The 22,469-nt window shown below is 33.2% G+C and carries 17 protein-coding genes; 4 read left to right on the top strand and 13 right to left on the bottom strand.

The window, feature by feature from the left end:
- Positions 1–29: 29 nt before the first annotated feature.
- Positions 30–1,172: a sensor histidine kinase gene (locus tag FA727_RS13240; protein ID WP_136831513.1), complete on the bottom strand. Its 1,143-nt coding sequence runs from the start codon at positions 1,170–1,172 to the stop codon at positions 30–32.
- A 382-nt stretch (positions 1,173–1,554) separates the two neighbouring features.
- On the opposite strand from FA727_RS13240, the gene FA727_RS13235 reads away from it, so the two are divergent.
- From FA727_RS13235 to FA727_RS13225, 3 genes are all read left to right on the top strand, one after another.
- Positions 1,555–2,190, top strand: a complete 636-nt coding sequence (locus tag FA727_RS13235) for a YigZ family protein (protein ID WP_136831511.1) — start codon at positions 1,555–1,557, stop codon at positions 2,188–2,190.
- 109 nt (positions 2,191–2,299) lie between these two features.
- A complete protein-coding gene (locus FA727_RS13230) occupies positions 2,300–3,340 on the top strand; it encodes an LCP family protein (protein WP_136831509.1) in 1,041 nt (346 codons plus the stop codon).
- Between the two features lie 274 nt (positions 3,341–3,614).
- A complete protein-coding gene (locus tag FA727_RS13225) occupies positions 3,615–4,103 on the top strand; it encodes a sigma-70 family RNA polymerase sigma factor (RefSeq protein ID WP_136831507.1) in 489 nt (162 codons plus the stop codon).
- Positions 4,104–4,778: 675 nt separating this feature from the next.
- On the opposite strand, the gene FA727_RS13220 is transcribed toward FA727_RS13225, so the two are convergent.
- From FA727_RS13220 to FA727_RS13195, 6 genes are all read right to left on the bottom strand, one after another.
- Positions 4,779–5,816 (bottom strand): hypothetical protein, encoded by a 1,038-nt coding sequence (locus tag FA727_RS13220; RefSeq protein ID WP_136831505.1) that lies wholly within the window; start codon positions 5,814–5,816, stop codon positions 4,779–4,781.
- A 15-nt stretch (positions 5,817–5,831) separates the two neighbouring features.
- The gene (locus tag FA727_RS13215) at positions 5,832–7,310 is read right to left on the bottom strand and encodes an MBOAT family O-acyltransferase (protein WP_136831503.1); all 1,479 of its coding nucleotides are present in this window, start codon (positions 7,308–7,310) and stop codon (positions 5,832–5,834) included.
- Positions 7,311–8,241: 931 nt separating this feature from the next.
- A complete protein-coding gene (gene manA, locus FA727_RS13210) occupies positions 8,242–9,186 on the bottom strand; it encodes a mannose-6-phosphate isomerase, class I (RefSeq protein ID WP_136831501.1) in 945 nt (314 codons plus the stop codon).
- Positions 9,187–9,774: 588 nt separating this feature from the next.
- Complete coding sequence (locus FA727_RS13205; protein ID WP_136831499.1) at positions 9,775–10,641, bottom strand: aldose epimerase family protein; 867 nt, start codon at positions 10,639–10,641, stop codon at positions 9,775–9,777.
- Between the two features lie 409 nt (positions 10,642–11,050).
- Entirely contained in the window at positions 11,051–11,377 is a 327-nt protein-coding gene (locus FA727_RS13200) for a hypothetical protein (protein WP_136831497.1), read from the bottom strand.
- Positions 11,378–11,392: 15 nt separating this feature from the next.
- Positions 11,393–12,703: a hypothetical protein gene (locus tag FA727_RS13195; protein ID WP_136831495.1), complete on the bottom strand. Its 1,311-nt coding sequence runs from the start codon at positions 12,701–12,703 to the stop codon at positions 11,393–11,395.
- 207 nt (positions 12,704–12,910) lie between these two features.
- On the opposite strand from FA727_RS13195, the gene FA727_RS13190 reads away from it, so the two are divergent.
- A complete protein-coding gene (locus FA727_RS13190; protein WP_136831493.1) occupies positions 12,911–14,980 on the top strand; it encodes a cell wall-binding repeat-containing protein in 2,070 nt (689 codons plus the stop codon).
- A 73-nt stretch (positions 14,981–15,053) separates the two neighbouring features.
- On the opposite strand, the gene FA727_RS13185 is transcribed toward FA727_RS13190, so the two are convergent.
- The 6 genes from FA727_RS13185 to FA727_RS13160 all read right to left on the bottom strand — a co-directional run bounded on the left by FA727_RS13185 (position 15,054) and on the right by FA727_RS13160 (position 22,340).
- Entirely contained in the window at positions 15,054–16,301 is a 1,248-nt protein-coding gene (locus FA727_RS13185; protein ID WP_136831490.1) for an oligosaccharide repeat unit polymerase, read from the bottom strand.
- A 10-nt stretch (positions 16,302–16,311) separates the two neighbouring features.
- Positions 16,312–17,409, bottom strand: coding sequence for a glycosyltransferase family 4 protein (locus FA727_RS13180; RefSeq protein WP_136831488.1), 1,098 nt, complete (start codon positions 17,407–17,409; stop codon positions 16,312–16,314).
- Positions 17,410–17,449: 40 nt separating this feature from the next.
- A complete protein-coding gene (locus FA727_RS13175) occupies positions 17,450–18,199 on the bottom strand; it encodes a WecB/TagA/CpsF family glycosyltransferase (protein ID WP_246041871.1) in 750 nt (249 codons plus the stop codon).
- The gene (locus FA727_RS13170) at positions 18,162–19,259 is read right to left on the bottom strand and encodes a glycosyltransferase family 4 protein (RefSeq protein ID WP_136831484.1); all 1,098 of its coding nucleotides are present in this window, start codon (positions 19,257–19,259) and stop codon (positions 18,162–18,164) included. Before FA727_RS13170 ends, FA727_RS13175 begins: the two co-directional genes overlap by 38 nt.
- Before the next feature lie 206 nt (positions 19,260–19,465).
- A complete protein-coding gene (gene murJ, locus FA727_RS13165) occupies positions 19,466–20,992 on the bottom strand; it encodes a murein biosynthesis integral membrane protein MurJ (protein ID WP_136831482.1) in 1,527 nt (508 codons plus the stop codon).
- A 73-nt stretch (positions 20,993–21,065) separates the two neighbouring features.
- Positions 21,066–22,340 carry a nucleotide sugar dehydrogenase gene (locus FA727_RS13160; RefSeq protein ID WP_136831479.1) on the bottom strand — a complete coding sequence of 425 codons (1,275 nt, stop codon included), beginning with the start codon at positions 22,338–22,340 and terminating at the stop codon, positions 21,066–21,068.
- Positions 22,341–22,469: the final 129 nt, after the last annotated feature.

Here is a 22,469-nt window from a genome sequence, read left to right as displayed (position 1 = left end):
CGCCTCCCTACGCCCATTTTTTTTCTGTTCTATTTCACTTCTAGCGGAACTTGAATCAGCACTACGGTACCTTTTCCGATTTTTGAATCGATGGTAATCTCCCCGCTTAGCAGTTCAACTCTTTCTCTCATTCCAATGATACCAAAGGATTCTGCTTTTCTCTCTTTCGGATCAAAGCCTTGTCCATCATCTTTTATTAAAATGGTGATTTTATCTGGTTTTATTTCGAGCTTCACAATGATTTCACTTGCATTCGCATGCTTCAAGGCATTTTGTACCGATTCCTGAACAAGTCGGAATAGGGCAACCTCGAACTTAGAAGGAAGTCTTTTTTCTTCCCCCATATTTTTATACGTAATGCGAGTCGTACTATGATACTCTTCGATGGTTTGCAGGTACTTTTTGAGGGTAGGTACTAATCCGAGATCATCAAGTGCCATTGGTCGCAAGTCATAGATAATACGTCTGACCTCATACAACGCACTACGAACCATCTTTTTCAGGTTCTTAACTTCAGATAAAGCATCCTTTGCCCCATATTCATTATAGACTTTTTCAATCAAATCCGAGCGCATCATCACGTTTGCCATCATTTGCGCTGGCCCGTCATGAATTTCACGAGAAAGACGCTTTCTCTCCTCCTCCTGCGCTTCAATGATCTTTAAGCCGAAGTCTTGCTTCATTTTGGCGTCTTCTAATACCTCGCTCATCTGCTTCAAATCACTCGTCAAATAGTTCATGACAACGGTGATTTGTAAAACGAGGCGTTCTGCCTTATCAATCGTTTCCGTAAGACCCACAAGCCTGCGCTCGATATCGTCTCTTCGTCCTCGAAGTTGTTTTTCCGTCTGCCGATTCATAGTGAGATCCATCTGTATTTGATGAGCTTTCTCGTATGCCTCTCGAACCTCCACTTCCGTGTAGTCCTTAAAATGCATACTTACCTCTGAGAGACGTTTCCTCGCTAATCGCGATTTAGCCTCTAGCTCATCTCCCTCTTCAATGATTCGGCCAACCATTATTCGCACATCTCGTAATTCATCAACCAAGGAATCGTAATCACGCCGGCACTGTTCCCCTATGCGGAAAATTTCATCCTTACTATCTCCTACGGTTTCTACCATCTTGTCCAGTATCAAATCAAGAGTTTTTGTGTCAAATTTTCTAATCATAAATAAATATTCCTCCAAGGAAATAAAAAACCCTTTCTTACTTGATAAATATTTTACCTTTATTTTCCCCAAGATACTATATTTCTACCTTGAAAATAATAGGAAAATGACTGAAAATCGATAAAAAGATGGAGAAATATTTTTCAAAATAAGCCATATAGCCTAAACTAGTTTGTGACCTATTTCTCATTTAGGATAGATGTTCGGAATGCCAATTACAATATTATTTTACAATACCAGTGACGTGTTTCATTATAGCATGACAAAAAGTCAATCATGTTAAAGTTTCATTACAAGGTGATGTTAATTTGATACAGGACCATTTGTCGACTTATAATAGAATAAGTCGAGTTCTCGACATTAAAAGATAAGGAGTGATTCCATGCTCCCTAGCTATTATACCGTTAAAGGATACGGGGAAAATGAAATAGTTATCGAAAAATCCCGTTTTATTGCTCATGTGACGCGAGCAACCACGGAAGAAGAGGCCCAGGAATTTATTCAAACGATTAAAAAGAAACATTGGAATGCCACCCATAATTGTTCTGCCTACCTGATTGGTGAGAATGACCAAATCCAAAAAGCCAACGATGATGGAGAACCAAGCGGTACAGCTGGAGTCCCTATTTTAGAAGTGTTGAAAAAAAGACATCTAAAAGACACTGTTGTTGTCATCACACGGTACTTTGGTGGCATAAAATTAGGTGCAGGTGGACTAATCCGCGCATATGGAAAAGCCACTTCAGAAGGCATCAACGCAACTGGTATGGTTGAAAGAAGACTCATGAAAGTCATGCACACAAAAGTCGATTATACCTGGCTCGGAAAACTCGAAAACGAACTACGATCTTCTATATATAATGTAAAAGAAATTCATTACCTCGATACAGTCGAAATTGAAACATTTGTTGAAGAAAGCCAAACGAACGCGTTCACAGAGTGGATGGTTGAGCTGACGAATGGGCAGTGTGAGGTGAGTGAAGGTAAGATACTTTATTTAGAGAAGGATGTAGGATAAAATTTCATTTTACGAATAAGGAAAAAAATTGTAGAATGTAATTTGGCCTATAAAAAATAAATGTTAGTAAACTTTAACTATATAAGATAAATCAAAAAGGGGCAAATTTATGTCTAATAGCAGGATTAGAAATAAAAGTGAAAAAATAAGAAAAAGAAGAAGAAGAGTCCGTTGGGTTGTATTTCCCATCTTAATTATTTTGATTAGCGGAATTGCATACGGGGCTTCTTTACTAAATAAAGCCGAATCAGTAATGAATGATTCTTATACGCCAATTGAAAGAGAAAGTGCAAGAGAAACCAAAGTAGATCCTTTAGAAGAGAACTTTTCTATTTTATTTGTCGGTGTCGACGATAGTGAAGTGCGTGATTTTAATAGTACATCTAGATCGGACGCTTTAATGGTTGCAACATTCAATAAGAAAGCAAAATCAGTCAAGCTACTAAGCATCCCACGGGATTCATACGTATACGTTCCCACATTAGAAAAAGAAGATAAAATTACTCACGCACATGCAAATGGTGGGGTTAAATCAACCATCGAAACAGTTGAAGGTTTACTAGATATTCCTATAGATTATTATGTAAAAATGAATTTCAATGCATTTATCGATGTGATTGATACTTTAGGTGGAATCGAAGTTGAGGTTCCTTATTCCTTTAGTGAAAAAGATTCTAAAGATAAACATGATGCCGTTCATTTAGAAGAGGGACTTCAAGAACTTGATGGTGAAGAAGCTCTTGCACTAGCCCGTACAAGATATCATGATAATGATATTGAGCGTGGAAAAAGACAACAACAAATCATAAAAGCAATCATGAAAAAAGCGATTAGCGTTAAAGCAATTACAAAAATTGATGATGTCATGGAAGCTGTCGGAGACAATATGGCAACCGATATATCTTTCGATGACATGAAAGCATTCTTAAATTACGCTTCTGCTGGAACCAATCTTGATATCGAAACCTTAACATTAGCTGGGTCAGATGACTACGCAGGTCCTATGTATATCTATTCATTAGATGAAGAAGCACTTGAAGAGACAATTCTTGAGTTAAAGGTACATTTAGCTCTGGCAGAGCAATCAGAATTGGATAATTTAACTTCCAGCGATGAAGATGACGTAGACGAAAATAACTCAAATGATTAGTAAACCTGGCTTATGCCAGGTTTTTTCGTTTTCAAATCCCTCAGATTAAATTCTTAGTTTTAAATAATATAATTTATTATTTCAGCATCTTATGCAAATATCCCTCCTTTTTTAATACCAAAAGTGCAAAATTCGCGATGGCAAAATGAAAAACCACCCTCATTTTCCTTCATTAAGTACATTTTTCGAAGTTAGACCAAATTGAAAAATCTCGATATGTTTTAGCTACCCGGGAATAAATTTGGCAAGCGCGCTTTCCTGAAAGGGAAAAATCGTGGAACAATTTGATGAGTTGGAAAAGAAGTATGAGGCGATGATATGGAAAATCATACACTCGTTACATATTTACAAAAATCAGCAGGAATTCTACCAAACAGGGCTGATTGCATTATGGGAAGCACATAAAGGTTTTGATGAAAATAAAGGGAACTTCACCAGTTACGCATTTTCCTTTATCCGTGGCAAACTCATGACAGAATTAACTAAGCGAAAAAAACATGAAGACCGTTCCGTCTTTCCTGAAGAAGAGTTTTGGAATCATATTGAGGATGAATCAGTAAATCCATTACTAGAAGGAGAGACTATCCTTTCTTATTGTGCAAAATTAACAGAGCATCAAAAGAAATGGGTACTGTACACAGGTTTAGCCGACCTTTCAATCAAGGAAATTGCGGAGATCGAACAAGTATCGATATCTGCCGTGAAAGCATGGAAAAGAGGTGCACGAAAAAAAATAATCGAAAATATTAGAGTTCTTGAGTAGAGAAGAATTCATGAACTTTGCAATATTAAACCAAAGACCGTTGGTTTAATATTGCATTTTTTTAATTGGAGAAAAAAACTATGTATTACAACGTGCACCTACGTTTTTTCGGGGCCTTATATGCAATATTTATAAATTCTTCAATCATACTTGGAAGATTTTTATTATTCCTGTCCCAATTTCCACTCTTTAAGGGCATTTAATCTATACTACAAAAACAATCAAAAAAATTAACTTTGGACTTGATCGCACCAGCCCATATCCGGCGTAGCGTTTTTGATCAATCGTTTGATTGAAGGGTCACTTTTATCTTTCTTACTATAATGAGACTGACTTTAATACATTTTTCCTCAAATTCACCATAATATCCATTCCACAAAAACAACTAGAAAAATTAACTCTCAACTCGTACTCGCAATCCCCATATCCGGCGTGACGTTTTTGACCAATCGTTTGATTGACAGCATCTTTTTTGCTTTATTAGTGTATTTAGATTCCGGAGATGTTCCGAACAAGTTTAATTATTTATAAAATTCCTCTTCCTATACAGTGCTCGTTTTCCAAACGGTAAAAAAAGCTACAGATCAGATCCATAGCTTAGTGACCCAAAAATTGTTCCCTTGCATTTTCTTTACCTAATGGTGATTCCGTTATAAATCTAACCCTTCTTATTGATTAATCACCTTTTTCTACCACATCAAAAAATTCTTCAATATTATTTTCATTTACAATATATAGAATATCCTTATTTTCACTTGGTTCCTGTATTGCATGTATCATCTCATCACCAATTTTTGGATAATAGTGAAACCAATCAAAAAAGTTATCAAGGTTTTCGGTAATTCGATTGTATCCATGAAAACTGTATACTTCCCCAAATACATCTACCATATCTCTATACCATCTCTCATATGCATTTCTATAGGCTTCATTACTTAAAATAAGTTTAAGTTTTTCAGCAGGCATTAAGTCAGTAAACACTACAATTTTTGTATTGGGATATTTATTTCTTATGTCCATCAATTTTTGCTTATATTCACTATCATATACATAACTATCTGATGGTTTTGTTTCAAAGAAATCTTTGAATTTCATCCATAAGCGTGGGATTGCTTCATTTGACAATGTAGTTTGTGCAACATTATCTCTGTTATAACTCCTAGGACCATCATACAAATTCATTTTTGAAATATTAAAATTTTCGATTGAAGACTCCAGTGTACTTTGCGAAAACAAGGATGTTATCTTGTAAAAAGGATCCTCTGCCTTCTCAATATATACCTTTGAATCTTTATTAGTATTTTTTACATTTCCATCATAAGAATCCACATAAAGTTCCATATAAATAGTATCAAATTCCTTATGATTTTTCTTAGTAGCATATTCTATGTAGGGTAAATACTCGTCAATATGCATTGAACTAAGAGAGTAATTAAACACTTTTTCATTCTCAAATTCATTATAGTTCATGTAAGTCACGCGACTGGTACCAATTAATAAACTATCATAATCAAACTTACTTCTGCTATTTATGTAATTTGTTTTTAATTGCCTCTCATCGAATCCAATCTGAAAATCGTTAAACCGATTCTTATGTGAATAATTCCAAAGTGGGTCAATATAATAATTGAATCCCATAACGCCTATCACTGGCAAAATGATTATTATGATTGTTGTAAGTAACAATCGCTTCATCCATATTTCGGATCCCAAATTCAACACACCTTATTAAAAATTAAAATAAAGGAATACGCTATTTTTTTGCATAATATAAATACTAATTAGGACCATCAAAAGCATCGCCTGGCAATAAACGATTGCAAACCAATTATATTTAAAACTCTCCAACAATTGAATGGAATTCCTAAAGAAAAAGGTTAAGATCAATAAGACCACTAAAGAAGGAACAATTATTTTAGGATTATTCAAAGTTGCATAGAAATCAAATGGAACAAAATGAATCTTTACTGCAGCTGATTGAACCAAATTTCTTAAGGGAAATGAAAATAAATCTACTAACTCACTCTGGTTCAGATGAAACATCTTAACTATAATCGAGTTTGCCTGTTCAACGCTTGTCGCCCGGAAATAAACCCACGCTATGTTAACAAATTGAAATGTAATAAACCACGAAACCAGATACGGTAACCTAATGTTTAATTTCCCCCATAACCTAACACAGATAGAGGCAAGTCCATGGAGAATCCCCCAAATAATGAATGTCCAACCTGCTCCATGCCAAAAACCACTAATAAAAAAGACAACAAAGATATTAAAATAAGTTCTAACTGGCCCATTTCTACTACCGCCTAAAGGAAAATAAACATATTGAGTTAGGAAACGGTTTAGAGTCATATGCCACCTTTTCCAAAACTCTTGAATATTTCTTGCTTTATAAGGTGAAAAGAAGTTAACAGGCAATTTAACATTAAATAATAGTGCTAGACCAATGGCCATATCGCAATAACCACTAAAATCAAAATATAATTGAGTCGTATATGAGAGCGAGGTCACCCAAGATTCAACAAATGTTAAATTTTGATAATTAGCAAAACCATCGTTAGCCCAAATAGCAACAGTATCAGCAATAGCTACTTTTTTCGTTAATCCAATTAAAAATATAAAAATCCCTTTAGAAATATTATCTATATTAATCTTCTTATTCTTACTATCCTCAAATTGAGGTATAACCTCTTTATGATGGACAATAGGTCCTGCAATAAGTTGTGGAAAGAAAGTCGCAAAAAGAGCAAAAGTGGACAAAGAATATTCCTTTGCTTCACCTTTATAAACGTCTACCAAATAGGCAATCTTCTGAAATGTTATAAAGCTAAGTCCTAACGGTAAAATCAAGTATAATAAATCAAATTGTGTCCCGAAGGCATTATTTATATTGGTAATAAAAAAATCTGTATATTTGTAGTATCCCAATAGTGAGATATTAAAGACTAAACCTAGTGTTAATAAGGACTTCTTAGTGGATTGGTTTACTGTTCTATTAATGAATGTACCAATTCCAAAGTTTGTTAAAATAGATATTGAAATGAGTATTAAATATTTAGGTTCAAAAAAACCATAAAAAAACAGCGATCCCAAGATCAACCAATATACTGACCACTTATATTTTTTAAAATAGTTGAGAATATAATAACCACAAAAAACAATCGGAAGAAACACAAATATAAATATAAAGGAATTAAATAACATCCTATCACTCACTTCTTATTTCATTTTTCAAATTGGTACTTAGTCTGATAGAACTCAAATTAGGATTAACGATTAACTTCTTAATAATATTCCATTCTAGCCATAATAAGCAATAATCAAATTTTTTCTTTTACAATCTTTATTAGAGGTTTAATATCCAAACTGTCCATGAATTTATATCACAAATAATGATCATCAAAATACTCCTATTCCAAATGACAGAATCCTTATTGTTAGTGCCATCGCTAAATTTTCTATAGTTGTTTATATTGCCTGTCAAGGATTACAGAGTATAGCATCATCTTATAATTCAAAATAGTGGAGTTTTACATTAGATGCGTAGTGAGGATTCCTTCTCCGTGTTTCTGTATAAGCATGAGTTTTATTGGTATTAGAAAATAAAAAAAAGGGAAATTCTAGTAGTACATAAAATGAAATATTCGCCGGCTACCCCATGATCAATGTAGACAATTCCTCATGCTTTACCAGATTTCTTGGTCTCATTTCAGAGATATGAGTCGGAGTGTATTAAGTCAGTTCTATCAAACTTTTCAATGCTTGAGTCATCCTTTATCATTCCAGTCGTAAATACTAAGTTAGATGTGGTACATTTCTGGGGCCGTAATCAAAATGAAGGAAAGCTTGTTCTTAATACAAACTTTATTGGCAAAATTTCAAGCAAAGTATGGACAACTTAGCCCATCAATTTTTGGCCACAAGACTTTGTCAGTAACACCGAATCATTTTATACTCTTTCCATTTATTTTTGTACTCTACTAATTTGTTCCTAGTAACAGTTTCAATATCCTCTGAATTTTTGAATCAAATTAGCATATTGATATACTCAAATAAATACCTAGCAATTGTCCTTTTTTGGAAAAATAAATAATAGTACAAGCAATTGCCTGTACTACTAACTAGTTTTTTCTTATCATAAATGCGAAACAATAATCTCTGATTCACCTTTTAAGACAAAATCTCCAAATTCCGAAGGTAACAAAATATGGTCACCTTTTTGAAATGAAAATGTTTGGTTATTAACGATTATGTATCCTTCACCAGAAATCACACTTAGCAATTGAAAAGGCTTTGTTTGTTTTAAAGTCACATGCCCTATTAGCTTCCATTTATGCACGGTAAAAAATTCGGTTTCAATAAAAGTAGTAATCTCAAGATCATCAATTGTCGTTTTTTGGGGATTAATTTTTGGTTGGTGAGAAGGAATATTTGCTACCTGAATTGATTTTTCAATATGTAGCTCTCTCTTATTCCCATTACTATCTACACGACCGTAATCATATACTCGATAAGTCGTGTCCGAATTTTGTTGTGTTTCTAAGATAAGGATACCTTTTCCAATTGCATGAATCGTACCACTAGGAACAAAAAAGAAATCTCCTGGCTTAACTGAGACCTTATGTAATAATTCATCCCATTTCCCATCATTAATTAGTTGTATGAATTGTTCTCTACTTTTGGCATGGTGACCAAAAATAATTTCAGCTTCTTTATCACAATCGACGATATACCAGCATTCTGTTTTTCCCAATTCACCATTTTCATATCTGTTCGCAAACTTATCGTCGGGATGTACCTGTACAGATAAATCATCGTTGGCATCTAAGATCTTTGTTAATAGGGGGAAACGGTCTCCTTCCATATTTCCAAAGAGTTCCCGGTGATTATCCCATAAATCACTAAGGGATTCCCCTTTATATTTACCATTTTTCACTATGCTTTGGCCATGCTCATGCGCTGCAAAAGCCCAACATTCTCCAGTACGATTTGAAGGTATCTCATATCCGAAAGTAGTTAATTTTTCTCCACCCCAAATTCTCTCTTGAAAAATTGGAATAAAAAATAGAGGTTCTGTCATCTTAAGAGCTCTCCTTTTAGGAATTTCCTTTTATTGAAGAAATAATTATATCATATATTGTTAGTATTATCTTTGCTCAAAAAATATCGAATCGTTAATCATTATAGTATCCAGTTTCAATAAAATAATTTGAGCAAGATATTTATTGATAAAACGGGTTTCCCTTTGGTTCACTTCCGGTTTTTTTAACAAAGAAAAAAGTTCTCAACTGGCAATTTGTTCAAATGGAATTTGGCACAAAGTCGACATAAGTACTTTTTCCTTGTTAACAAATCCTCGATTGATTAGAATTATCGTCTAAAAAATCATAGAGAACCACTGTAAGCGTAAGTCGTTTGATTCGAAATTGTTTTCGAAGCACAAAGAAAAGTCCTAGACCCAATAATTATGTACATTAGTTTTTCATGACAAATACAACCTTAATTCTTGTGTATCAAAAATAATTGTTAAGCACAATGAATGGTAATAAATTCAATAAATATTCGATCAGAATTAATTTGAGACAGCTTTTCTTTACATGTACAAAGACCTATCCTACTTTGGAATTTATCCCCACTCCTTTTTCGGGAATCATAATGAGTCATTTTATTAGTCCTCTAAAAGGATGCTAAACACCGTGCTGAGATTTTTATTAACACCAATCATTACAAGCTCTTCTTTTCTATTGAATTCATCCGTTTTCGCCATCCAAGGTTCAACACAGATAAATTCCTCATCACTTTCAGACCATATCATCACATATTTAAAAGGTTCATCATATTTCAATTTTATTTTTTTCTTTAGTTGTGGAAGATAAAATGAAGTCTGCTTTCGAGCTGCATCCAATAACACAACGGCTTCTTTCAGATTAGATATGTCTATGCTACCATTGAAATACTTCTCCTTCCCATCATTATAATCAAAGTATTTCGTTGCATCAGTCTCATATGAAATATTCTTATCTTTAATTTTAAAATAAGGATGAAACCCTGCATACATAGGCAAAGGCTCATTACCCATGTTCTTATATTCCTGATGTACGGTAAGCTTGCCGTTCTCGAGTATATAGTTGAAAGTCACATTAAAGTCGAATGGGTAGGAGTTTCTTGTCTTTTCATTACTAGAAAGGCTAATTGTAATAGAAGCTCTATTATGAATACTAACGTCTATTACTTCCCATGAAGCATTTCGTGCAAATCCATGGTTACTCATGGAATATTTTCTTCCTTCCCAATCATACATCCCATTCAGCAACTGTCCAGAGATCGGAAATAGAATCGGAATTCCACCTCTAACATTCTTATCTGTATCATAAAACGTTTCTTCATTAAGATAGAGAATTTCTTCCCCCGCTACTCCATAAGAGAATACAATACCTCCGCGTTCAGGGGCAACCTTAACCCATGAATTCGTATTAATATCCCTTAGTTCGTAAATCTTAAATGGTTGATCTATGATCTCCTTTACTTCATACATATATATTCTCCTTTTTAAGAAACATCACTATTTTACATAAAGATATTATATCAAAAGTACTAGTTCTTATATCATTATCCCAGCTATATTAAAAATAGACCCATCAAAATCATAGTATCTTTTGTTCACCTAGAACAACTAAGTACCTTAATCATATGTTCATGTCACTTTCAAAAGATCGTATTAATAAAGAGAATGAACTTCATTTTATGCATTCTATTTGCTATTTGGATAGAGAAGAGATTCTCCAACGAACTTTAGAAAGCAGATGGGGGAATTAGAGAAAAGTTTTAAGCAGGTCATACTAACTGATTTATATGAAAAGAAGAATAAACTCCTATTGGCCACTAAAAAGACTGAAACCTTCGGTAATCAAACCGATGACTTCAGTCTTTTACTATTACAGTATTTAGAACTTCGTTATATTGGTATAGCCATCGATTAGATCACCCATCCCCTGTTCTTGCAGTAACTTCGCAATATATTCAGGGATTCCTTTATCTTCATTTATTAGATACTTCGTCTTGGAGCGAATCAACTCATCAAATATTTCGCTGCGTTCTCTATTCGCCCCTAGCCACTTTTCTTGACTAATTAGTAAATCTTCTAATGTTAAATATGGATAGTCTTCACCAGAGAAGTGCATATCGCCATCTACTTGGTACCATACATCTCCATTTTCTTTAATCCATTTATCTCCTATGTTCTCAATCCCACTTCTTATTTTTTCAGCCACATCAATATATTTTTTCTAATTCGTCTGTTTATAAGCATCGATCAAGAAATACATTTCTCCTAAAGCGTGATTAAGCGAAACATGTGTTGGTTTTTTTTGAGTTGGAGAATAGTAATCTGTTATCAAGTACCCTTCATCGATATCAATAATATTTCCTATTCCAACCTGAGAAACTAGAAAATCTGCATAAACTAAATTTACATCTTTAAGTTCTTTAATTCCTAAAGTATTAGAAATGTCTTTTAAAAAGACCGAGACTTTTTCGTTATGTCTCGTATCCGTATAAGGAGCCTGTATACCATATTCACTTTTCAGCCAAGTACTGGTATACTCTGTTCTCCATAATCGCTCTTCTTTATCCTGAAAATTCATTAAGTTATTCACCGAATTGATAATTAAATTGTAAAAATAGCGTTCTTTTGTCGAATTATAATGCTCCAGCGCAGGATCATCCTGCATCATAGAAAGATTTCTTCCATAACCAAGTTTTTCACCAGGCTCGATTGACCAAGGTAATTTACTATAAGAACCTTCGCTTGTATACCACTTATTCACATAACGATATTGTGTATTACTTCTTTCAATCCAGTCATTAAGGGCATCTTCATTTTTAAATAGAGGTTGTTCAGATAACATTACCCAATTCTCTGAAATATCTTTTCCTGTAGAGTAAAGGGGCATATTTAGATATACTCCTTTATTGTCCGTACTTAAATCAAAGCCCTTATTTTCACTTTCCAACTTTCTAATTACACTTTCTGTTCCATCATTATAATTTTGAATCATTTTTTTTGAAACATAATTTCTACTAATTACCATACTCTTTTTTAATTGATCTGTATCGTACAAAGAAATTAATCCGATTGGGTATGTAGTGGGATCCACCCCAAATACCTTGTCATGTTGATGATTCACGGGAAATTGTTCGAAATCGTTTATGGAAAACCTGTTTAATTCATCAAATGGCATTTCAATATCAACTTTTAAAGGTTTCTTCGAAAAATTTTCTAAAGAGGAAAAAATAAAATAATCTCCGTTATCTATTTCTCGTACCGTCATTCTTATTCTTCCAATCTCATTTAAGAATTTTTTTATTTCAATCTCATATGTAGTATCAATCGAACGCAGATTATTTTTCTCATTAACATCTACCTGCTCTAAAATATATCCTTCTAATGCTATATGAACTATTTCATCGTTTTTATAAAAAAGGTCTATACCTTTTTTAGATACTAATGTTGAGTGTATAAAAAAATAGCACACTGAACTTAAAATTATAAAAGCTATAAAAAATATTAATAGTGTTTTTTTGCGGTTACTGAACATTTAATTACCTTCCCCTCTAACAACTATTTTTAATTATATTCCATTTGTCTAGCTCAATAAAGTATACAAGGAAAATATTTATTGGGTAAATCTCCCTTATATTTTTATTTTCAAGTAGTGAATAATTGGGAATGAATTGGTATAATCATAACAGGTCAACTTTACCTCATAGAGAAAACAGACTACTTAAGGGGGATACAATTTATAATGTTAAGACGCAAAATTACTATTATTTTAACGTTCTTATTCACTTTTTTTCTATTTAACGAAGTCAGTGCACACGCTTCTTTAAATACAAATAGAATCAATGGTACTAGTAGATATGATACAGCTATAGAAATCTCTAAACGAACCTTTCCTAATGGTACCGACACAGTAATCATTGTAACTGGACAAGACTTTCCGGATGCATTATGCGCAACTCCGTTAGCATATCAACTCAATGCTCCCATCCTACTAACCAAGAGTAATAGTTTACCAGATTCAGTTAGGCAGGAAATTACTAGATTAGGGGCAAACAGAGCGATAATACTTGGTGGCAATTTAGCCATAAATGATAGTGTTGAGCAGCAATTAAAGAATATGACTTTAACCATTGAACGGATAGCTGGCACAAGCCGTTACGACACTTCCGCATTAATTGCGTCAAAAATTAATTCGTCTACAGCCATCTATGCAAACGGAAGAACTTTCCCTGATGCACTTGCGTCCGCACCTTATGCTGCAAGAAATCGCTTCCCCATTCTACTCACGAATGCAAATAATTTACCAGACACAATTAAACATCAGACAAGGGCTGCCTCTATCGTATTAGGTGGAGAATTAGCTATTGACAAAAATGTAGAGGCTCAACTAAAAAATGTTACTAGAATCAGCGGGCAAAGTAGATATGAAACAAATGTAAAAATAGTAGAGTTTTTTGACGATCAGGTTAACAAAGCATTCATTACAACAGGGACAAATTTCGCAGATGCTTTAACGGGATCAATCCTGGCTGCTAAAGAAAATGAACCAGTGATGTTAACAAAACCTGAGAAAGCTACTGGTTCAACACTTCTATTCTTAAAAATTAGAAACACTACTTCTTTTGACTTACTTGGAGGGAATTTAGCTGTAACGGATCAGGTAGAAAATGCATTAAAAGGATTAGATCAAAAAATCTTTTTTACTCCTAATCAACCAACTTATTTTCTAGATGAGGGTAGCAATAAGAGTATGGAAGGCGCACTTAATCCGAATTCCATATACTACTCTGATGGACTTGTAGATGGACAATATTATCGGTTTAAATACGGAAACTCCAATGGACTTATTGATATTAATTCGGTAAAGACCAATTTTTCAGTAGATGAAATTCATAAAATGCATGATGAACTTTCAACTGCAAATTCAAATAAGACCATTCTTATAAACAAGCATAATGTAACTCTTTATGATCAGAGTTTAAATAATCAAATTGGAGTCCTATATGACAGTCAAAGATTACCGATTATTTCCGAAACGAAAACCCACTATATTGTTAATGTTGCTGGTGTAGAGGGGTATATTTCAAAACAAGATGTATCTATTGATAATGGAATTCCAGTTTTAATGTATCACCATATTTTGAGAAATGAAGAAAATAGATATTATCGTAATGTCTCTACAACTATTTCTAATATAGAATTTAATTCACAAATGAATTTATTAAATAACTATGCTTATAAAACAATCACTGTTTCTGAACTTGAAGATTACTTGGACAAAAAAAGAAACCTACCTGCAAACGCTATTGTTATAACGTTTGATGATGGTTTAAAATCTGTTTATAAGTATGCATTACCCGAGTTACGAAAGTACAACTTTAAAGCAACTGAATTTATCATAACTGGCAGGATACCTAATCAACCTTACCCTTTTAATCCTGACGATTTACAATTTCTATCATGGCAAGAATTAAACGAAATGTCTGATGTTTTCAATTATCACAGCCATACACACGCCCTGCATCAGTTAACGTTAGATCAAAAAGGATATCTAATTACCAAAGATTACAATACAGTTATCAACGACCTTGCACTAAGCAGTAGAACCTTGAATAATTCACCATACTTTGCTTATCCTTTTGGTCACTACAATTCTACAACTATTCAGCAATTAAAGCAGACAGGTTATAGAATCGCATTCACTACCAAATCTGGAAAAGTGAAACTAGGAGATGATAAATTTCAGTTAAAAAGAGTAGGCATACCACCCGGATTATCCGCATCCGAGTTCTATAACAAAATACGAAACTAGCAAAAACCCCCTCACTTCATAAGTGGAGGGGGTTTGTACTATAAATAAAACTCAATACTTCAAAAATTTTACGTTAATTTCTAGTTTTCGGCTTATAAATAATAAGTGTGAAAAGAAGAAAAGCTAACATTAAAAGGAATAACAAGTCTAAAATACCTGTGTGTATTCCTAAAACAAAAATGGTCGTGAAAAACGAATACACAATAGAAGAATAACTCTTGAATCCGTATTTCTTGACGTCGTTATACAATATAGCTAATATGGCCCCTACAATGAATAATCCTATCGCAAGGAGAATATAGCCTCCATCAGCATAAAACTGGCCTACAATTGTTGGAACTGTCGTTCTTCCTTCTCTAGTAACCGGAACACCATTATCTTTTGTTAAGGAATTCACCATATTTGTTATATGCATTCTAGGTGATATTTGTTCGCCTGGTAAGATTGTTGAAAAAATTGATTTATGAACTTCTCCGTTCATATAACCATGTTCTTCTGTATACTCCAATATTCTAGATAAAACAATTCTTCCATTTACAAATTCAGCAGTAATAGCTAGAACAAATTCAGGTGTTTTCTTTACTTCCTTTACATGCTCTTTATCTTCCTCATCAAGATTTACTTCAGCTTCTTGATTAAACTCTTCGGTTTTATCTTCTGTAACAGTTCTTAAATAGCCAAAAACTGATAATGTCACACTCATTAATATAAATAAAACCATAATCCATTTTAACGGAATTCTTTTATATATATAATGAAAACACAAAAGTGATGTAAGAACCATAATAATAAGAGGAGTTCTGTATCCTGATAAAATAAACAAGACAAACACGACACCCAAAATTGCCAAATTAATTATGAAGGACCTCTTAGTAAGTTTTCCATTCACAATATTATAAAAGAATAGAACTAAAACTGAGAACCATAAAAACGAGCTAAGAAAATTTAACCTTGGATCTAAGTGTCGTCGAACCGATTCATCAGCAATACCAATTTGTCCAGTAAAAATCATAATCAAAAAGCTAATCAAGCCAATTATCCCTAATAAATAGATAAATACGACCATTCTATTGTTTATAAACTTTAAATTAAGTCTTGGAACAGACCAATTCAATTTAGTAAATACTAAAACTCCAATAAAATAAGCTACAAAACCAACAATTAAAACCGGGATATTATTTTGATTTAAGTAAAAGATATGTGTCCTTCCAAAATTGAATAAGTATCCCGCTAAAAAATAAATTAAAAACACGAATGGAAAAAAGATATATGGAGCAAAAAAATCACTGTTCAGAAATTTCGTCTGCTTAGATGTATTCATTTTTGACCTCTCATTTCAAAAGACTCTCATATGCTTGATTTATTGCATTAAATAAATGTTGTACGGAGTAATTACTTGAAGCATGTTCATATAGCTTAATCCCTATATTTTTAAGCTTCCCTTCAGCTTTAAGAATTATTGCATCTTCAAAAGCAATCCTTAAAGCCTCTTCATCTCCAATAGGGATGAGCCACCCCTTATCTTCTGAGTCAATTAGTTTTTTTACTCCACCTACATCGGTTGAAATAATTGGTACCTTGACTCTTGCAGATTCAAGTAATACTAAGGGAAAGCTTTCACTGTATGATGCTAGGACTGACACATCGGAAATTCCAAGGATACTATCCACGTCTTTTCTAAATCCTAAAAAGAAAACATGATTAGACAAACCCATTTTTTCTACCTGATGCTTTATCTCATCTTCGATTGGACCATTCCCTACCAATAAAAGTTTTAAATTATGCTTTTGTTTCAATTTATCAAGAGCATTTAAAACAATCTGGTGCCCCTTAACAGGATGTAATCGAGCAATCATTGAGATTACGAAGTCCGTTTCATTTAGATTGAAATTCTGCCGATCAAAACCCACATCAGGAGCATCAAAATTAATTCCATTAAATATTGTATAGACCTTGTCCTCTGATACCCCATACTCAATAACCATATCTGCAAATCGATCAGATACAGCTAAAATTAGGTCAGCCTTTTTCAAAGAATATATGTTTAACCAAGCAAAAAATTTTCCTATAATGCCTTTTTTCATAAAGTCGAGGCTTGGGTCACTGTGTAATGTAATAACCCATTTACTGTCGATATTATGCCTTATTAATGAACAAAACAGATTAGCTCTAGGTCCATGAGAGTGCACTATATCAAAATGGTTATGATTAATATACTTTGTTAATTGAGACAGAACAGATATCTGATATCGATTTTTCTGTTTTAAAATGATAACGTTTATCCCTAAAGCTTTTGCTTCAGTTGATAACATTCCTTCTTGGAATACAAGCAGTGTGACTTGTTCTTTAGGATACATATTCAATAGACTTATCACATGTTCCCTAGAACCACCGACTTCTCCACCACTTATAATGTGCAAAATTTTCATTAAATCACCTAAATTGTTTGGATGTTAAAATAAGACCAGCTTACGTGGTCTTATTTTTTATTACTTCATATAAAAACCGTGGAAGTGCAAGCTGTCTTTTCGCTCTAGATGGCTGACTAAGTAATCTATAGAACCATTCAAGCCCTGTCTTTTGAAAAATCACTGGAGCTCTTTTTACTCTTCCACTAAAGACATCAAAGCTTCCTCCAACACCTTGAAAGACATTGACATTTAAACGTTCAGCGTTTTCTCTAATCCAAAGTTCTTGCCTAGGGCTTCCTAATGCAACAAATAGGATTTGTGCATTCGATTTATTTATTTCATCTATAATCTTATTGTTATCTTTACAGTAGCCATTTATATATCCAGTTATTTTCAAATCAGGATAAGTTTCACTAATTTTTTCTTTTGCTTCTTTTACTACCTCTTCCTTGGCTCCATATAAGAAGATATTATATTCCTCTTTATTTGCCAATTCTAGCAATTTTTCCATCATACCTATACCGGTGACTCTTGTTTGGATATTGCCCTTAGATAATTTTGAGGCAAGAACAACCCCTATTCCATCTGGGATTTGATACGTGGAAGAATTTATTAATTCCTTGAGACTACTATCCTTTTGAGCCATGATTATTTTTTCTGGGTTGACAGCAATAATCTTCATCTTTTCATTAGACTTAATTTTTTCATTTATTGCATTTACGAGTGAATCGTAATCTAATGTTGAGACATCGATGCCTAGAATATTTTCTTTATTCATTTTTATACCGCTTTCGATTGTTTTCGTCATTATAAAAAAATCTGATTTTACTGTACAAATTAATTAGAGGTTTATATTTCTTACTAATTAATGAAAGTTTTTCAATAAGTAATTCAGTCAAAATCAAAAGGGCGACAAAGATAATAGAAGAGGTAAATAAATTAAACTTATAAAACGCAATCGCTGCTAAACCGAATACAGCTGAAATTGCATATATAAAAAGAACCGTTTGACGATGAGACATACCTGCATCTAAAAGCTTATGATGCAGATGATTCTTATCTGCCTCCATAATTCCCTTTTTATTGATTTTTCTCCGTATAATTGCAATTAAAGTGTCTAAAATAGGAACAGCTAGAACTATGATCGGAATTACTAAAGAAACTAAAGTTACTTGCTTAAAGCCTATAACTGACGTGACAGCTAAAAGATAACCAAGCAATAATGCGCCAGTGTCACCCATAAACATTTTCGCAGGATTGAAATTAAAGTATAAAAAGCCACTAGCTGCTCCAATTATTGCTAAGTTAAGTAATGCAACGGGAGTATTTCCCATGATTAGAGCAATTATACAAATTGAAATCGAAGAAATAATGGAAGTTCCTGCAGCAAGTCCATCTAAACCATCGATTAAATTAATTGCATTTGTAATTCCAATTATCCATATAAAAGAAATTACAATTGAAAGACCGGAAGGAATCACTATACTTTCACTAATGAACGGTAGGGTAAAGTACTGCATGTGTAGTCCACTAAGAACTACAATAATGGCTGCCGCACACTGTCCAATTAGTTTTTGGATAGGTTTTAATCCATAAAGGTCATCTATCAGACCAGTTATCACAATAATCGTAGCACCGATTAAAATACTTATTGATATCTCATATACACTATATATATATAGAAAGGCAACGACAAAGCCAAGATATATGGCTATTCCACCGATTCTGGTTATTTCCTTTGAGTGTACTTTTCTTTCATTAGGTCTATCTATCGCACCAATTTTCTTTGCAAATTTCATTACAACAGGACTCATAGAGAAACTTATTATTAATGCTAATCCTATAGTAATTAGATAAGAAAGCCACATTTAGTTAAACACCTCTTTTAGGATTTAGCTTAAAAATTCACCACTTCATATTAGCATAGTTCGATTAAAACTTCATTCTTTTTTTTTACCATTTACTCTTTTAATGCTCACTATGCTGTTAATTCGTACTAGTTTAATGATAAGTGATGAAATAAAGAAATCAAGTCCTAATTTTGACGTGCTATATTAAAAAAAGGTTACAAAATTTAATTCATTTTCCTTATTTTTATTTTATTGGAATTCAACAATTCTTTAAAGGAACTTGTTTTAAATAAATATAATGAAGCGAAGTATACCAAAGCTCCCATGCAAATAACCAGTAACAACATCACATAAATATTAAGAGATTGGATAAATACAAGTTTGCTTATATAAAACACTATACTTGCCATTAAAAGTGTAGAAATTAATATTTTTCCATATTCAAATACCAAATATCTTTTATTAAAGCCTTTAACTAATTTGTATAAAGTACTAAATGTAATTACAGAATAACAAAGCCCTACCAAAGATGCGCTCAAAGCTAACCCTTTGGCACCTAATAAATGGGCAAAAATAGCATTAAAGATCACATTTAGTACAATCGATGTCATACCGATTCTAAACATATAATGACCTTTCTCTAGTGTATAAAACCCTTTTGCTACAACCGCTTGGATACTGTAAAACAGCACTGACCCGATGTAAAATATGGATAATTCACTAGTCATTAAGGTTGCATCTGTATCAAATGCCCCTCTTTCGTACACAACTCTCACAATGGGCTTAATTAACACCATCATCCCTGCAACAGTTGGTGCTACGAATAGAAACATATATACTAGACCTTTTTCTATTCCCTTTTTAAAAAGAGGAATATTATTTTTAGATTTCGCCTCTGCTAGCATCGGATAAATAATTGTAGCAATTGTAACACCAAAAATAGCCTGTGGAATACTTACAAGTCTAAAGGCATAGTTTAGATTTGCGACAACTCCTTCACCTAACTGTGCTGCAAAGAGAGTATTCACAAATAGATTTATCTGCCCTACCGCAATCGTAAGTCCAACTGGAATAAAAATCAAATAGAACATTTTCACTTCATTAATATCTAACTTTTGCTTCCAAAGGATAAATTTCTTTCTAGGTTGTAAAACTAAAAATTTTAATATTAAAGATAGTACAGTTCCCATAAAATACCCTATTGGCACAGAATATATCCCTAGATTTTGATGAAATAAAATGGCGCTAACAATAGTAACGAGAACAACAAGTGTTTGCGAAAAGACTGAAAATGAAAACATTTTCTCGGCATCAAAATATCCTTCATAGACGGCATTAACCCCAACCATTACAATCGAAGAAAAATAAATAATTGCAGTCCAAGTCGCTACTTCTAATCCTTTAGTAGGGAAATTAGGGTATAAAAAGTGGACAAGTGGACTAGATATTATTATTCCAATTACTGATAAAATGAAACAAACCCAAAATGTTCCTTTTACGATATGGCTCTTATGCTGCTCTCCTAATCCAAGTTCCTTATATTTATAATAACTTGGAACAAATGCATCCTTCATTCCCGTTAACATAAATAATATGATCGCATTAGGGATTGTCATGGCAGCAATATAAGCATCTACTGCATAGGAATCCCCAAAGTAGTTAGCGATAATGAGGTCTCTGAACATACTTGAAAATTTCAAAATGACCGTTGAGAATAAAAAGAGAATACTGGCGATTCTTAATTTCGACATATCCTTTTACCTACCTTCACATAAAAAAAGTCCTAAGTAGCAAGAATGCTACCACGGACTGTAAATTAAGATGTTAGTTTTTAGAGTCCCCTAATAACTTGGTTGTAAACCCAGCTTTTCTCCAAATTGTTCTGTCGATACAATTCTTGGTATCAAAAATATACGGTGTTCTCATCTTATTAATGAAATCCGTTGGTTCTAAATTCACGAACTCTTTATGACTAGTTAAAACAAGAATTAAATCCGCATGATCCATTGCTTCATTAATATCTTGAGTCTGTTCTTTTATCTTGTTTTCCTTGATATGTGGATCAAAAGCAGAAACATCCATGCCAAGCACTTTAAGATGATGAATTACTTCGAGAGAAGGACTCTCTCTCATATCATCTATATCAGCCTTAAATGCGAGTCCTAATACCGCAACTTTAGGATGCACAATGCCTTCATTATTTAAGATCTCTTTAACTCTTTGTGCAGTATAAGCAGGCATACTATCATTGGTTTGACGTGAAAGGTTGATAATCTGTGCTAATTCCGGTTGCAATTCAACCATAAACCATGGATCAACAGCAATACAATGGCCACCTACTCCAGGTCCAGGTAAATGGATATTTACACGTGGATGGAAATTCGCCAATTGAATCGCCTCCCACACATTGACTCCAATGTTCTGACTAATTTTTGCTAACTCGTTAGCAAACGCAATATTTACATCTCTATACGTATTTTCAATGACCTTAACCATTTCCGCTGTGGTAACATCTGTCACATGGATAGTTCCCTTAACAAAAGCCTTATATAAGTCCACTGTTAATTGAGATGATTTATCATTAATTCCACCAACAATACGATCATTCTTAACTAATTCTTCAAAAACTCTCCCCGGAATGACACGCTCAGGAGAATGAGAGACGTATAATTCCTCACCAATTTCCAACTGTGTTTCTTTTAAAATTGGTACCATGACATCAACAACAGTTCTTGGTGGAACCGTTGACTCAAGAATAACAAGATTCTCTTTCTTAACAAAAGGAACAATAGACTTTGTTGCATCACTTACATAATCCATGTTTGCGCATTTATTATCATTTATCGGTGAAGGTACCGCAATAATAAAAACATCTGCTTCTGTTGGTACAGTAGAGACCGTAAAATGACCACCATCTATAGCCCTCACAAGTCGTTCCTTTAATCCAGGTTCTTCAATATGAAGTTCCTTATTTTTTAACATTTCAACTGCTTTTTCATTAATATCAACACCATGTACTTGATAGCCATGGTTAGCAAACATAACTGCTGTTGGAAGTCCTATATATCCTAAACCAACAATACAAACTTTTTTTGACATCTTCTTAATCACCTTTTCTAATAAAGACGTATTTACAAACTATGCTTCTTCTAAAGAAAAAGTATACCGCAATTATTCCATAAAATACAACTATAATAGTATGACGGAGTTATGAATGTTTTATTTCAA

Source organism: Robertmurraya kyonggiensis (assembly GCF_005116465.1).
Lineage (GTDB): Bacteria > Bacillota > Bacilli > Bacillales > Cytobacillaceae > Robertmurraya > Robertmurraya kyonggiensis.
Note: the sequence above shows the minus strand (reverse complement) of the source record. Positions and strands in the feature narration are given on the sequence as shown.